General features: G+C 35.1%; 12 protein-coding genes. 2 read left to right on the top strand and 10 right to left on the bottom strand.

Going from position 1 to position 14067, the window contains the following annotated elements:
- The first annotated feature begins 41 nt into the window (after positions 1–41).
- On the top strand, positions 42–2237 hold the full coding sequence (gene recQ / locus IWX84_RS03085) for a DNA helicase RecQ (RefSeq protein WP_196849299.1): 2196 nt from the start codon (positions 42–44) through the stop codon (positions 2235–2237).
- Positions 2238–2350: 113 nt separating this feature from the next.
- Here the strand turns inward: recQ and IWX84_RS03080 are convergent, their stop codons facing one another.
- A complete protein-coding gene (locus IWX84_RS03080; RefSeq protein ID WP_196849298.1) occupies positions 2351–2584 on the bottom strand; it encodes a hypothetical protein in 234 nt (77 codons plus the stop codon).
- Between the two features lie 207 nt (positions 2585–2791).
- Here IWX84_RS03080 and IWX84_RS03075 point away from each other — a divergent pair, with 207 nt between their 5' ends.
- Positions 2792–4354, top strand: a complete 1563-nt coding sequence (locus IWX84_RS03075; protein WP_196849297.1) for an NAD(P)/FAD-dependent oxidoreductase — start codon at positions 2792–2794, stop codon at positions 4352–4354.
- Between the two features lie 83 nt (positions 4355–4437).
- Here the strand turns inward: IWX84_RS03075 and IWX84_RS03070 are convergent, their stop codons facing one another.
- The 9 genes from IWX84_RS03070 to IWX84_RS03030 form a co-directional block, all read right to left on the bottom strand.
- The gene (locus IWX84_RS03070) at positions 4438–4821 is read right to left on the bottom strand and encodes a cupin domain-containing protein (RefSeq protein WP_196849296.1); all 384 of its coding nucleotides are present in this window, start codon (positions 4819–4821) and stop codon (positions 4438–4440) included.
- A 571-nt stretch (positions 4822–5392) separates the two neighbouring features.
- Positions 5393–6352 (bottom strand): quinone oxidoreductase family protein, encoded by a 960-nt coding sequence (locus IWX84_RS03065; RefSeq protein WP_196849295.1) that lies wholly within the window; start codon positions 6350–6352, stop codon positions 5393–5395.
- Positions 6352–8820 (bottom strand): ATP-binding protein, encoded by a 2469-nt coding sequence (locus IWX84_RS03060; protein ID WP_196849294.1) that lies wholly within the window; start codon positions 8818–8820, stop codon positions 6352–6354. The genes IWX84_RS03065 and IWX84_RS03060 overlap by 1 nt, the downstream gene beginning before the upstream one ends.
- Positions 8821–9193: 373 nt before the next feature.
- Positions 9194–9997, bottom strand: a complete 804-nt coding sequence (locus IWX84_RS03055) for a CHAD domain-containing protein (protein ID WP_196849293.1) — start codon at positions 9995–9997, stop codon at positions 9194–9196.
- Between the two features lie 117 nt (positions 9998–10114).
- Positions 10115–10327 (bottom strand): SHOCT domain-containing protein, encoded by a 213-nt coding sequence (locus tag IWX84_RS03050; RefSeq protein ID WP_196849292.1) that lies wholly within the window; start codon positions 10325–10327, stop codon positions 10115–10117.
- A 316-nt stretch (positions 10328–10643) separates the two neighbouring features.
- Entirely contained in the window at positions 10644–11963 is a 1320-nt protein-coding gene (locus IWX84_RS03045; RefSeq protein WP_196849291.1) for an amidohydrolase, read from the bottom strand.
- A 196-nt stretch (positions 11964–12159) separates the two neighbouring features.
- Complete coding sequence (msrA, locus tag IWX84_RS03040) at positions 12160–12744, bottom strand: peptide-methionine (S)-S-oxide reductase MsrA (protein WP_231385396.1); 585 nt, start codon at positions 12742–12744, stop codon at positions 12160–12162.
- A 43-nt stretch (positions 12745–12787) separates the two neighbouring features.
- Positions 12788–13348: a peptide-methionine (R)-S-oxide reductase MsrB gene (msrB, locus tag IWX84_RS03035; protein WP_196849289.1), complete on the bottom strand. Its 561-nt coding sequence runs from the start codon at positions 13346–13348 to the stop codon at positions 12788–12790.
- 161 nt (positions 13349–13509) lie between these two features.
- Positions 13510–13971 carry a GNAT family N-acetyltransferase gene (locus IWX84_RS03030; protein ID WP_196849288.1) on the bottom strand — a complete coding sequence of 154 codons (462 nt, stop codon included), beginning with the start codon at positions 13969–13971 and terminating at the stop codon, positions 13510–13512.
- Positions 13972–14067: the final 96 nt, after the last annotated feature.

The raw sequence follows: 14067 nt of genomic DNA, 5'->3' as shown, positions 1-14067 counted from the left end.
TTATGTGATGCAAATTTAGACAAAATACCACATAATCAAGAATGAATTCAAACGAAATTGACATACACAAAGAATTAAAAAAATATTTTGGCTTTAGCCAATTTAAAGGATTACAAGAACAAGTTATTAAAAGTCTCCTTAATAAGCAGAACACCTTTGTGATTATGCCCACTGGAGGAGGAAAATCACTCTGTTACCAACTACCCGCTTTAATTCAAGAAGGAACTGCTATCGTGGTTTCTCCTTTAATCGCTTTGATGAAAAATCAAGTGGATGCCATTCGAAGTTTATCTTCTGAAAATGGTGTTGCTCACGTTTTAAACTCTTCACTTACCAAAACCGAAATTGCTCAGGTTAAAAAAGATATCACTTCCGGCTTGACAAAATTGTTATATGTTGCCCCTGAATCCTTAACAAAGGAAGAATATGTGGCTTTTCTACAAACCGTGACTATTTCATTCGTCGCTATAGATGAAGCCCATTGTATCTCAGAATGGGGACATGATTTTAGACCGGAATACAGAAATCTAAAACACATTATTAAGCAATTAGGGGATGTGCCTATTATTGGTTTAACCGCTACGGCTACACCAAAGGTTCAGGAAGATATCCTGAAAAATTTAGATATGACTGATGCCACTACTTTTAAAGCATCATTCAACAGACCCAATTTATATTACGAAGTACGTACCAAAACGAAAAATATCGAATCGGATATCATTCGTTTTATAAAACAGCATAAAGGCAAATCAGGAATTATTTACTGTTTGAGCCGTAAAAAAGTGGAAGCCATTGCCGAAGTTTTACAGGTAAATGGGATAAGCGCGGTTCCCTACCATGCTGGACTAGATGCGAAAACTCGTGCCAGACATCAAGATATGTTTCTTATGGAAGATGTTGATGTGGTGGTAGCAACAATCGCTTTTGGAATGGGAATTGACAAACCGGATGTTCGTTTTGTTATTCATCATGATATTCCTAAATCTCTGGAAAGTTATTATCAGGAAACTGGTCGTGCTGGTCGCGACGGGGGTGAAGGGCATTGTCTAGCCTATTACTCCTATAAAGATGTGGAGAAATTAGAAAAATTCATGTCGGGTAAACCTGTTGCTGAACAGGAAATTGGATTTGCTTTATTGCAGGAAGTGGTGGCTTATGCCGAAACGTCTATGTCCAGAAGGCGATTTTTACTGCATTACTTCGGAGAAGAATTTGATGATGTAAATGGAGAAGGAGCTGATATGGATGATAATGTCAGAAACCCCAAAACAAAGGTGGAAGCCATAGATGAAGTGGTGAAACTATTGGAAGTAGTTCGAGATACAAAACATTTATATAAATCAAAAGAAGTGGTTTTTACATTGATTGGACGTGTAAATGCAGTTATAAAAGCTCATAGAACAGATACACAATCTTTTTTTGGATGCGGTTCAGATCATGATGAAAAATATTGGATGGCTTTGCTTAGACAAGTTCTTGTGGCTGGCTATTTATCTAAAGACATTGAGACTTATGGAATCGTAAAAATCACCGATAAAGGATTGGATTATATTAAAAAACCAGTCTCTTTTATGATGTCCGAAGATCATGAATACAATGAAATCGAAGACGAAGCAATAGTAACTGCGGCAAAATCCACAGGAGTTGCTGATGAAGTATTGATGGCTATGTTACGTGACTTACGTAAAAAAGTGGCTAAAAAACTGGGTGTTCCGCCGTTTGTGGTTTTCCAGGATCCGTCACTTGAGGATATGGCACTTAAATATCCTATTTCTGTGGATGAATTAATCAATATTCACGGCGTTGGGGAAGGAAAAGCAAAGAAATATGGTAAGGAGTTTATCGATTTGATAAGTCATTACGTAGCGGATAACGATATTATTCGACCGGATGATTTGGTTGTAAAATCTACCGGAGTTAACTCGGTAAATAAATTATACATTATTCAAAATATAGACCGGAAATTATCACTTGATGATATCGCTTCCGCAAAAGGATTAAAGATGGACGATTTGATTAAAGAAATGGAACAAATTGTCTATTCCGGAACCAAATTGAATATAAAATATTGGATCGATGATATGCTGGATGATGATCAACAAGAAGAAATTCACGACTATTTTATGGAATCCCATTCCGATAATATCGAAGAAGCACTCAAAGAATTTGAAGGCGACTATGATCTTGACGAATTGCGATTGATGCGAATAAAATTCATCAGCGAAGTAGCTAATTAGTATTCAGTGTTCAGTCGCAGTGATCAGTTTGTAGTCACAGTAATCAGTGTTCAGTCGCAGTGTTCAGTTTAGTAATTAGGGGTTTCTGCAATCTGCAATCTGATGACTGTCAACTAAAAAAGTTCTCCGCGGTGTGGCTTCAAAGCATCGCGAACTTGAATCATATTTTCATCTGTGACCACCATGAAAGCGATGGACTGCATTTCGCCTTGAATTTCAAAACCGGTAATGTTAAGCGGTAGTTTTTCAATAGCGATGTATTCTTTCAAATGAATTTCATGGTGTTCAGCTGTTTTTGCAGCAGCGGGTCCGCGAAAATCCCATATTAATTTTATTTTTCTAGACATTTTTCTCTAAGATTAATCGGTTAACGGTTTAACGGTTTTGAAGGGACAAAGTTACAAAGTCTAATTCGAAAAAGAAGCAATTTGAAAAATTGAAAACGGATTCTGCTTTCCATAAGAAGAAGTCAGTTCAAAATACTACTTTTGTATTCTGGATTATTTCAGACATTTTTTAAAGTCTAATAATCTAAAATCGAACAATCAATTAAAATGCCTCAAGAACTTCTATTACAAGTTACTCCCGAAATAGCCGCAAACGACTTGTTGCTAAAAGATTATTTATCCAAACAAATTAAGGTTGCCGTTAAGGAAATCCAACATGTTTCTATATTGAAGCGATCTATTGATGCGCGTCAAAAAGCGATAAAAATGAATTTGAAAGTGGCTATCTATCTGAATGGAGAACCTTTTCAAGAGCATAAAATTCAACTTCCCGATTATAAAAATGTTTCAGCAGCTCAAGAAGTCATTGTTGTAGGTGCCGGACCAGCGGGTCTTTTTGCCGCTTTGCAATTGATAGAATTGGGTTTGAAGCCAATAGTAATTGAGCGCGGAAGGGATGTTCGAGGTCGTCGACGTGATTTGAAAGCTATTAATGTGGATCATCTGGTAAATGAAGATTCTAATTATTGTTTTGGCGAAGGTGGTGCAGGAACCTATTCGGACGGGAAATTATACACGCGTTCCAAAAAACGTGGCGATGTAACGCGGATTCTGGAGTTGTTTGTTGCTTTTGGGGCTTCAGCCGATATTTTAATTGAAGCGCATCCTCATATTGGAACCAATAAATTGCCTCAAATTATTCAGGATATTCGGGAGAAGATAATCGAATATGGCGGACAAGTTTTGTTTGAAACCCGCCTAACTGATATTTTAATAAAAAATAATGAAGTGCAAGGTATCGTCACTCAAAAAGGAGATACGATTCTTGCCAATAAAATTATCTTGGCCACAGGGCATTCTGCCCGTGATATATTTGAATTACTGGACAGAAAGCAAATTTTTATCGAAGCAAAATCTTTTGCCTTGGGCGTAAGAGCCGAACATCCACAATCGCTAATTGACAGTATTCAATACAGTTGTGATTATCGTGGGGAACATTTACCACCAGCGCCATATTCGATTGTGAAACAGGTAAATGGTCGCGGAATGTATTCTTTTTGTATGTGTCCAGGTGGTGTGATTGCACCTTGTGCCACAAGTCCGGGAGAAGTGGTGACTAATGGCTGGTCTCCGTCAAAAAGGGATCAAGCTACCGCCAATTCTGGAATTGTAATCGAATTAAAACTGGAGGATTTTAAGCCATTTGCCAAATTTGGTGCTTTGGCAGGTATGGAATTCCAAAAAAGTATTGAGCAACGCGCTTGGCATTTGGCAGGCGAAACCCAAAAAGTTCCTGCCCAACGAATGATTGATTTTACTCAAAACAAAGTGTCGTCAGAAATTCCTAAAACATCTTATGTTCCCGGAACTACATCAGTAGAAATGGGTCAGGTTTTCCCTGGTTTTTTAACTCAGATATTGCGCGAAGGCTTTACTGAATTCGGAAAATCCATGCGCGGTTACTTGACTAATGAGGCGATACTTCATGCCCCAGAAAGCAGAACATCTTCCCCAGTTCGTATTCCTAGAGATCCATTAACCTATGAACACGTTCAAATAAAGGGTTTGTATCCATGTGGTGAAGGGGCAGGTTATGCGGGAGGAATTATCTCAGCCGCGATTGATGGAGAAAAATGCGCTTTGATGATAAAAGAGAGCATCGGGAAATAATTTTTTTCAAAAATAAAACGTTTTATCTTAAAAAGTAAGTAGCCTAATGCAGGCTGCTTACTTTTTATTTTTAATATAAATTGTTATTTTTTCATAACAGGTTTTATTTCAGTCACGACCAGTTTTACGGTATTCTTTCCAATGTTTTTCCCCATATGAGTAACAGGAGCAATATACAGCACATCTCCCGATTTCATTTTGACAATTGTTGCCGGTTTGCCTTTTTCGGTAATCTGTAATGTTCCATCGGTTAAGGCATAAATGGTGTGTTGCGGATGGCTGTGCCATGCCATTGTTTGACCTGGAGCAAATTCAACAGACATGACCCTTACTTTATCATTCTCCAGAAGGATTTTTTTATACACTTTCGGATTTACTTTCATTGGATCTTGTGCGTGCATGACTGTGCTCATCATTAGGAATAATCCAATAAGCAGTGAGATTGAAATCGTTTTAATTGTTTTCATTTTAGTTGTTTTATTGATTAAACATAGTTGGGCAATGTTTGTGTTGCCTCTTTTTTAAAATATTTTCACATTAATTTTATAATGGAAATAGAATTATACAGTATAATAAATTTATTTTATAAGACAAGACCATTCTGATTAATTAGAAAATAATAGATGCCGTTATTAAAGTAGGTTTGAATTGAGGCTTATGGGGTTTTGCCTTTTTTGATAATTGTTGCGTTTTTGTTTTAATAGGTATTGTCAGTGCAGTAGACAGCTCCTTTTTTAGGACTACTAATTTACGAAAAAATAGTGAACTAGAAATATTTAAACAAGTTTTTGTTTTGTAACTAATTGATTTTTAATTAAATATATCTATTTTTTTAGATTTTAAAATTATTTAAGTTCAATTGGTACACTTGAAATTATATTTTTGAAAAAAAAAGTTTTTTGCAGGATTTGCGTGAGGGATAGTAGTGGAAATCCTCCCGATTTTTCATCGGGAGATTGCAACGGATAGCCCGGCTCGCTTTTTTCAGCGAGACACGCCCAAAATAATATTTATATGATAGTTCTCGAATTCTAATTTTTATGGAATCAGAATTATTTTACCGGTACTTTTTCTGCTTTCTAGGTAATCATGTGCTTTTTTGCCTTCTGAAAGTTTAAAAACAGTAGGAGGAGCGATGGTAATTTCTTTGTTGTTAATCCATGTAAATAGCTGATGTGCTCTTTTGATGCGTTCTTCTTTAGAATTCAAATAATTCCATAAATCACCGCTCGTTAATGTTTTTGAAGAATCCATTAACATTCTTGGGTTCACAAAATCAGGATCGCCGCCAGCCATACCAAAAAAGACCACTTGTCCACTCGCTTTGGTTACTTCGAAACTATCGCTCAAGGTGCTGCCAATACTATCGTATACTACATCCACTCCGTTTGGACAAAAGGACAAAACGTGTGTTTTCCAATCGTCCGAATATAAAAACACTGCATCTGCTCCGTTTTTCAAAGAGATTTCTGCTTTATCAGCAGACGAGGTTAATCCAATAACCGTTGCTCCCAGTAATTTGCTTATTTGCGTTAGAAATTGACCAACTCCACCTGCAGATGCATGAATAAGTACGGTTTCTCCTTTTTGAGTTTTATGACTATCGGTTGCCAGATAATGGGCTGTTAATCCTTGTAATAGAATGGTTGCGGCAGTTTCAAAAGAAATTGTAACAGGTAATGGAATAACATGGGCAACAGGGACAGCCACTAATTCCGCATTGGAAAAAGGAGAGTCAGCAAATGCAATTCTATCTCCAATTTTAAAACCGCTTTGATTATTAGCATCCACAACTATTCCAGCACCTTCATAACCTGCAATGAATGGTGGATTTCCTTTAAGATGGTAATTTCCTTTTCGGCGGTATACGTCTGCAAAGTTCAAACCAATAGCTTTCATTTCGACTAATATTTCGTCGCTTTTAAGTATTGGGTTTGGGATATCAATATATTCAAGAACTTCAGAAGTACCAAAAGTTGAAAAGGTTAATGCTTTCATTATTTTATGGTATTAGATTCTTTTAAACAGCCAATAATTTTATTGTATAATATTTTTTCGTCGATGGGTTTGGATACATAATCGTTCATTCCGGCCGCTTTGCATTTTTCAACATCTACAGAAGTCACATCTGCGGTAAGTGCAATAATGGGGATGTTTGAATTCAGCTCATTACGTATGTATCTTGTGGCTTCAAAACCGTTCATTACCGGCATTTGTAGATCCATCAGGATAATGTCATAGGTGTTTTTTTGTAGTTTTTCAACAGCTTCTTTACCATTATTGGCCATGTCGATTTCATAGCCAAAGTCCAACAATATTATTTTTATTAAAAGTTGATTCAAAGCAATGTCTTCTGCCACAAGCACTTTTACTTTGCCGGTTGTTCTTGTTTCCTGAGGGATTTCTTGGAAAAGTTTGACTTCTTCTTTTATTGCTTTGACTTCTGATTTTATTTTGTCAAAAGTTAAAACAAAGCTAAAGTCAGATCCTTTACCTTCTTCACTATTAACAGTGATTGTTCCTCCCTGAAGTTCTACAAGTTGTTTGGTAATTGCCAGACCGAGACCCGTTCCTCCAAAGGAGTTGCTGGTTCCAACTGTTGCTTGTTCGAAATTATTAAAAATATCAGCGAGTCTGTTTTTAGGAATTCCAATGCCTGTATCAGTAATTAGGAATTCAATAGTTACTTTTTCAGTATCCTGATCTACCAATCGTAAACATATCGCTATTTTTCCTTTTGAAGTAAACTTTACTGCATTACTCATCAAATTCAAAATAATTTGGCGTAAACGCATGGGGTCACCTATTACATTTAACGGAATAGTAGCATCATATTCATGATGTAATTCTAAATTTTTTTCCACTATTTTAGCTTCAAAAAGATGTAGCATGGTAGCAATAGAATTGGACAAACTAAAGGCTGTTTTCTCAAAAGTCATTTTTCCGGCGTCGACCTTGGCAATGTCCAGAATGTCATTAATTAATACAATCAATGCATCTCCTGATTCTTTAATCGCGTTGATGTATTCTTTTTGCGATTCATCTAAATCAGTTTTTAAAACCACATTAGTAAACCCAATAATGGCGTTCATTGGAGTTCTGATTTCATGACTCATATTAGACAAAAACTGTTGTTTTGACTTAACCGCTTCCTCCGCAATTTTAGTTTTTTGCTCTGCTTTAATTTTTGCTTCAATCAATTCATTTTTTGCAGAAACTTGAGTGGTGACGTCAGACGCTATAATGGTAACGCCAGAAACAGTTTTATCTGCTTCATGATACGGTTGATAGACAAAATTGAAATATTCATTGACTATTTTGCCATCTCGTACTAATGGTACAGGGAGTTCATAACCGTAAAACGGAATTCCTGTTGAATATACTTCATCGAGCAGTAAAGGGAATGAGAGGTCTTTGAGTTCGGGTAATATATCGATAAATTTTTTACCTTCAACGTTGTTTCCCTTTCCCCAGATTTCTTTTATACTTGCATTTGCAAGAGTGACTACCATATCTTTACCTTTCAATATTGCTATGGCAAAAGGCGATTCCATCAGCATCATATTGTACCGTTTTTCGCTATCTTCAATTTTCTTTAGTGCTTTTTTTTCAATATCAAGTTGTTCTTCTAATACTCTTTTTTCTTTCGACTGTAACGCAAATCCCAATCTTCGGACCTCTGTAATATCTTTAATTGTAAAGAGAATTAATTGTTTGTCTTGGTTTTTTTTAATAATTGGATTTGCGTTTACTAACATTGATTTTTCACCAATGTGAGGAAATGTAATTTTAATTTCTAAATCATCAACGTTTGCTTTATCAGTAGCAGTTGTTTTTAGTAATTCATGGATTTCGGGTATGTCCCATATTCCATTTTCTAAATCAAATATAGATTTACCTTTGGTTGCTTCTTTGGTAACTAAGAATTTTTTATAGAATGATTTGCTGGCTGATTTTACCTTAAAATCTTTTTTCAAAACCAACATGGTTTCATGAATGGTAGCAATAATTGCTTTTGAAAAATCATACGATTCCCTCAACTTTTGATTGGTGGAAATAAGTTCTTTATTTTGGGTGACATCTTCAACGCGATGGATGATATACTTTACATTGTTATTTTTGTCGAGGATTGGAGAGTTAACGGGGCTCCAAAATCGCTCTTCAAATTCACCACCTTCCGATTCCGGTTTTCTGATATCGTGTTTTTGGACTTGCATTATATCGGTAACCTTGCTTTTAAGAACCTGAATCAGAGAAGCTTTCACATTGGTAATTGCTTCTGAATTTTTATTGCTGGGACTATCAGGAAATACATCAAACATATTACGGCCGACGATGTTTTTTCTTTCCGTCATTGTGACTTTTAAATAAGCGTCTGTTGCAGTTACAATATTAAATTTAGTGTCTAAAACTAATAACAATGCTGGCGACTGTTCAAATAAATCTAGATAATCATTTTCGTCCATAAATAGCGCAATGTTGATTTGAAAATATATTTATTTCTTAAAATGGTAATTAATTCGATCCCCTCGAACAGTAGTGTCCCAGTTTTTTCGACTTGCAAAGTTTCGAAATTCAAACCCAAATAACATGTATTATTTTAATAAAGAATTAGAGGTCCAAGGTCTTAAAAAAATGATTTAAATACAAGTGCAAAAACCCTATAATTTCTATTTATTTTTTCACAAAAAGTAGTTCCGTAAAATCGTGTTTTTAGGGTGTGTTTCAAATTATTATAGTGCTATAGTGAAATAAAAAAAGAGGAAATAAAATGCGTTACTGGAAGCTTCATTAACATCTTGACATTCGATTGTAAGTATATTTTATGTTTGTTGCATTTTATTTAGTCTTTGGGTTTTTGAAAAAATCTGGATAAGGTAAAGCTGTATTTATTTTCGTGAATAGCAATTCGCTTTTAGAAGTAAATATTTGTATCATATTGTCTAGCTGATTAATCTCTTTGGAACTTATTACATCAGAAACAATGGTTTTTTTCAAGTGTTCGGTAATAACCGTGTAATCGTGCCATTCTCCTAATAATTCAGGTAGAATATTGTTTTTTCGAATCAACTTAATTTGTTTATCTGAGTTTAGGCTTTGTTGATTATATAGATACGCTTTTAACCGCTTCCGTAATTTATGTATTTTTTTAATTTCTAAATTGTTTTGGCTGAGCAATTTCTCAATTTTAGTTCTCTTTTTATACCTGTAATTATTTAGCTTTTTTTTATTTATCTTGGAGAGAAAGGGAAGAATTTTGCGATATTTATTGTTTAGTTTTTTTGTGAACGCCTTATTTAAAATCGAAAAAAAATGGGTCTGTTCTTTTATCTGATTTTTCTTCAAGTGAGTGCTGTACTCGACGGGTAAATGGGTAGTAGAATGCTCTTTTATTAGGGATTCTTCAATTTGGAGTTCTCTTACTTTCCCACCCTGTTTAAAAATTAATTTAAAGGGTTTGAAGATTTTATTTCGTTTGAATTTTTTTGTACAATAATCCAGTAAATCAAATAAAGCTTTCAGCCTTTTAATTTCAACCCTTAATTTATGAAAAGTATCGGGCGAATAAGATTGCTGTTTTTGCTCCAAAAGAAAATTAATCACACTCGTTCTTTTTTTAAAATATTTTTTTAGTGTTTTCATTTTTTGGAAAATAGATTTTAATTATTTTATTTTCAAAAGGGAAAAATGAAGATTCTGTTATCACGTTGCAGAAATTATTAGAAATTCAGAGTATGCTATTAAGCGATTAAATATAGATTAATTTCCTTCTAAAAATTTCTTCTTTTCCTCAAAGTCTTCTTTGGTAATTTCTCCCTGTGCAAATCTTTTTTTTAGGATATCCAATGGTGTTTCAGTTTTTGTTCGATGACCAGGAAGGTTATATGGAGTGGCAAATATCCAGATTAAGATGATAATCCAAAAAATCCACCAAAAGAAATGCATTCCCCAAAAGTGATGTCCATAGTGCATGATGAAATATTTTATAAATTACATATAAAGATATGAAATTCAGTGTTGTATGTATATTTTTGGAGATATTATCTGTGTTTTAAAGGAATAAAAAAACGGTTTCGAAACAAAAAAACGCTTTAATTTTTTTGTTTCGGAACCGTTTCTGAACAATTTTTGATTTTTAATCATTCGTTAAAAAAGATTATGCTTTTGGTACTGGAGGCGGACCATCACGCAACATGGCTTTCCATACTTCTTTGTTCAGGATTGTTATTAATTGTAGTTTCTTTACTAGATTGTAATTTTTTAGAAAAGCATGGGTTAAGAATCAATTTTATTTAGTTGATCTGTCTTTTGATTGCATTTCCATATAGTCTACAGTAAGATTTGAAAGTACTTTCATTCCCAAAACAAAACCACTTTCGTCAATATAAAAATCAGGGGTATGATGCGGAGCGGTTTCAGAGATTGGTTTTCCTTTTGGAGCACCTCCTAAAAAGAAGTACAGACCCGGTATCTTTTCCTGATAGTATGAAAAGTCTTCGGCACCAGTTACGGCAGGGGTAATATAGACATTATCTTTAGCCGCTGTTGCTTCTAATGTTGGAACCATTTTCTCTGTCAATAATGGATCATTGTAGGTAATAAGCGTTTGGTTAGTTATATTTATATCGGCAGAGACTCCTGCACTTTCAGCAATTGAAATCACTACTTGTTTTAATCTGGAATGCATCATATCCTGCACTTTTGAATCTAGAGATCGAATTGTTCCTGTCATCGTAAGTTCTTCTGGAATAACATTACTTCTTACTCCGGCATTTATTTGTCCAACACTAATAACAGCCGCAGATTCGGTTATGTTTACATTTCGGCTGACAATAGTTTGGATTCCCATTACGATTTGAGCCGCAGTGGTAATGGGGTCGATACCAAGCCATGGATAGGCTCCATGTGTTTGTTTGCCTTTTATTTTTATTGTAAACCAATCTGAAGCTGCCATCGTTCCTTTGGTGCGGTATTTTATTTTTCCCACTTCTGTTTGGGCATTGATATGCAATCCAAAAATAACGTCCACTTTAGGATTCTCTAAAACGCCTTCTTTGACCATTAGTTTTGCACCGCCTTCTTCACCTTCAGGTGGACCTTCTTCGGCTGGTTGAAAAATAAATTTAACGGTTCCTTTTAATTCGCTTTTCATGGAAGCTAAAATTTCGGCAGTTCCCATTAAGATAGCAATATGAGTGTCATGTCCGCAAGCATGCATAACCGGTACTGTTTTTCCATTGTATTCGCCTTCAGTTTTAGAAGCAAAAGGAATATTTACTCGTTCTTTTACTGGCAAAGCATCAATGTCTGCTCTGAGGGCGACAACTGGACCTGGTTTTCCTCCTTTTAGAATTCCCACAACCCCTGTTTTGGCAACTCCAGTTTGCACCTCAATGCCAAGAGAACGGAGATGAGCGGCAATTTTATCGGCAGTTTTGAATTCTCTATTGCCTAATTCAGGATTCTGGTGAAAGTCGCGTCGCCATGAAATAACTTTTGATTCTAAGGACTCGGCTTTCTGACCAATCTTACTTTTTAGTGCTGTATTTTGTGCAGAAGCCAAGCAAACAAAGGAAAATAGCGTTGCAGTGAATATTGTTTTTTTCATGGTTGGTGAATAAATGGTATAATTAAATGTTTAAATATCGTTGCTTTGAGAAATTGTTTTAGAAAAACATATACATTTTGTTAAAAACAAATATATCAATTAATAGTTTGCAGTTGAGGCAAATGGATAAACTAAACTTCAATTTAAAATAGAACATAAAAAAAACCGAAAATTTCTTTTCGGTTTCTGTCTTATTCTATTTTTTCTTTTTCAATCGGTCTTTAAAAAGCTTTTCGAATTTTTCCATTTTGGGTTGAATCACCATTTGACAATACGGCTGACTTTTATTGTTTGCGTAATAATTTTGATGGTAGTCTTCTGCTTTGTAAAACGTGGTCAACGGCTCTAGTGCCGTTACTATAGAACTTTCATATATTTTTCCTTTTTTCAGCGCATTCATGATTGCTTGTGCCGCTATTTTTTGTTCTTCATTTTTGTAGAAAATGGCAGAACGGTATTGCGTCCCTACATCAGCACCTTGACGATTTAATGTCGTAGGATCGTGAACGCTAAAGAAAACTTTGAAAATTTCATCTAGACTGGTAATGTTTCTATCATAGGTGATTTGAACCGCTTCGGCATAACCCGTCCTTCCAGAGGAAACATCTTCATAAGATGGATTAACCATTTTTCCTCCTGCAAACCCAGAAACAGCCGATTTTACTCCATTTAGATTTTCATAAACCGCTTCCACACACCAGTAACAGCCTCCTGCCAAAGTTATGGTTTCAAAATTAGATTGTTTTGCCGCTTTGCCGGTTGTAGTGTTTTGTCCAAACATACTTAGTGATGTGAATAGACAAATTAAAAATAGATTTTTCATATTATTTCGTATCAGGTATAAAGTCTAGAGCGATAGAATTCATGCAATATCTTTTTCCGGTTGGAGCGGGTCCGTCATCAAAAAGATGTCCTAAATGACCACCACATCTACCACAAAGGACTTCAGTTCTTTCCATTCCGAGTGAATTGTCGGTTTTGTAAACGACACTGTTTTTGTTGTCCTGTTCGAAAAAACTTGGCCAACCGCAACTGCTTGAAAATTTAGCGCCAGAGCGAAATAGTTTATTTCCACAGGCTGCACAATAATAGGTTCCTTTTTCATCGGTGTTCCAATATTTCCCTGTGAATGGCCTTTCGGTATCCGCGTGACGGGTTACTTCATAAACATCTTCAGGTAATACTTTTTTCCATTGCGCATCCGTAAGATTGAGTTTTGTAGCGTTCGTATTGGAATAAAAGGGATTTCCCGGCTTTTTAATTGGACTTTCCATACTAGTAGATTTTTTTGTGTTATTTTGTTTATTTGTTGTTTGCGCAGAGACATTGAACATAAATAGTTGAAGCAAAAATAGTATTCTTAAAAAATGGTTTTTTGTTTTCATAATGAGGTAATATTTATTTTTTTAATACTGTAAATATAAAGTGACTTTAAACTTTAAAATGTCTCTTACTTTACAAATGAACAGCGATTTAAGTAAGTTTTAACTATTGTTATTTGCGATTACAAATCACTTTTGGATTTATTATTAACAAAACTGTAGTTTTACAAACCGATACGCATGTTTACCAAGTGTTTTTTGAAGCCCACTTTTTCATAAGCCTGTATTGCCGAAGCATTTTCGGTGTAAACATCTAAGCGGAGTTCAAATATATTTTGCGAACGGCACCATTCTTTTAGTCCTTCAATGATTTTAGAATTTACACCTATTCCTCGGTAATTCAAATCAGTGTACATAATTCCCAGATAGGCGTAGGTTGCGTGATTTAAATTCGGCTGTGCGCTCTCTATTCGTGCGTATCCGGAACCAATAACCTCCAAATCAATTTCGGCAACCAACACTTCGATATGAGAAGCTAAAATCATTTTCTCAATGTCATAATAGTGGATTTTTTCTTCTTTTAAAGTGGGATCAAATGGACGTTCGGCAGTGATAATTCGCTTTTCGAAGGCAAGGAGTTTCTTTAAATCAGTACGGCGGGCTTTTCGAATGGTTATTTCGTGCATTGTATTATTTATCTTAGACTATCGAAAGTACAAAAGAATTCTCAAATGGTTTACATTGGGTTTTATATGGAAGATATCAAAACAACAGAACTTCAA

This window comes from Flavobacterium sp. CG_9.10 (genome assembly GCF_015752245.1).
Classification (GTDB): Bacteria; Bacteroidota; Bacteroidia; order Flavobacteriales; family Flavobacteriaceae; genus Flavobacterium.
The sequence above is the reverse complement of the archived record's forward strand: the minus strand, read 5'-3'. Positions and strand labels throughout refer to the sequence as shown.

Coding starts and splice junctions, on each gene's coding strand:
- recQ (WP_196849299.1), top strand. CDS start 42: ATGAATTCAAACGAAATTGACATACACAAAGAATTAAAAAAATATTTT.
- IWX84_RS03080 (WP_196849298.1), bottom strand. CDS start 2,584: ATGTCTAGAAAAATAAAATTAATATGGGATTTTCGCGGACCCGCTGCT.
- IWX84_RS03075 (WP_196849297.1), top strand. CDS start 2,792: ATGCCTCAAGAACTTCTATTACAAGTTACTCCCGAAATAGCCGCAAAC.
- IWX84_RS03070 (WP_196849296.1), bottom strand. CDS start 4,821: ATGAAAACAATTAAAACGATTTCAATCTCACTGCTTATTGGATTATTC.
- IWX84_RS03065 (WP_196849295.1), bottom strand. CDS start 6,352: ATGAAAGCATTAACCTTTTCAACTTTTGGTACTTCTGAAGTTCTTGAA.
- IWX84_RS03060 (WP_196849294.1), bottom strand. CDS start 8,820: ATGGACGAAAATGATTATCTAGATTTATTTGAACAGTCGCCAGCATTG.
- IWX84_RS03055 (WP_196849293.1), bottom strand. CDS start 9,997: ATGAAAACACTAAAAAAATATTTTAAAAAAAGAACGAGTGTGATTAAT.
- IWX84_RS03050 (WP_196849292.1), bottom strand. CDS start 10,327: ATGCACTATGGACATCACTTTTGGGGAATGCATTTCTTTTGGTGGATT.
- IWX84_RS03045 (WP_196849291.1), bottom strand. CDS start 11,963: ATGAAAAAAACAATATTCACTGCAACGCTATTTTCCTTTGTTTGCTTG.
- msrA (WP_231385396.1), bottom strand. CDS start 12,744: ATGTTTGGACAAAACACTACAACCGGCAAAGCGGCAAAACAATCTAAT.
- msrB (WP_196849289.1), bottom strand. CDS start 13,348: ATGAAAACAAAAAACCATTTTTTAAGAATACTATTTTTGCTTCAACTA.
- IWX84_RS03030 (WP_196849288.1), bottom strand. CDS start 13,971: ATGCACGAAATAACCATTCGAAAAGCCCGCCGTACTGATTTAAAGAAA.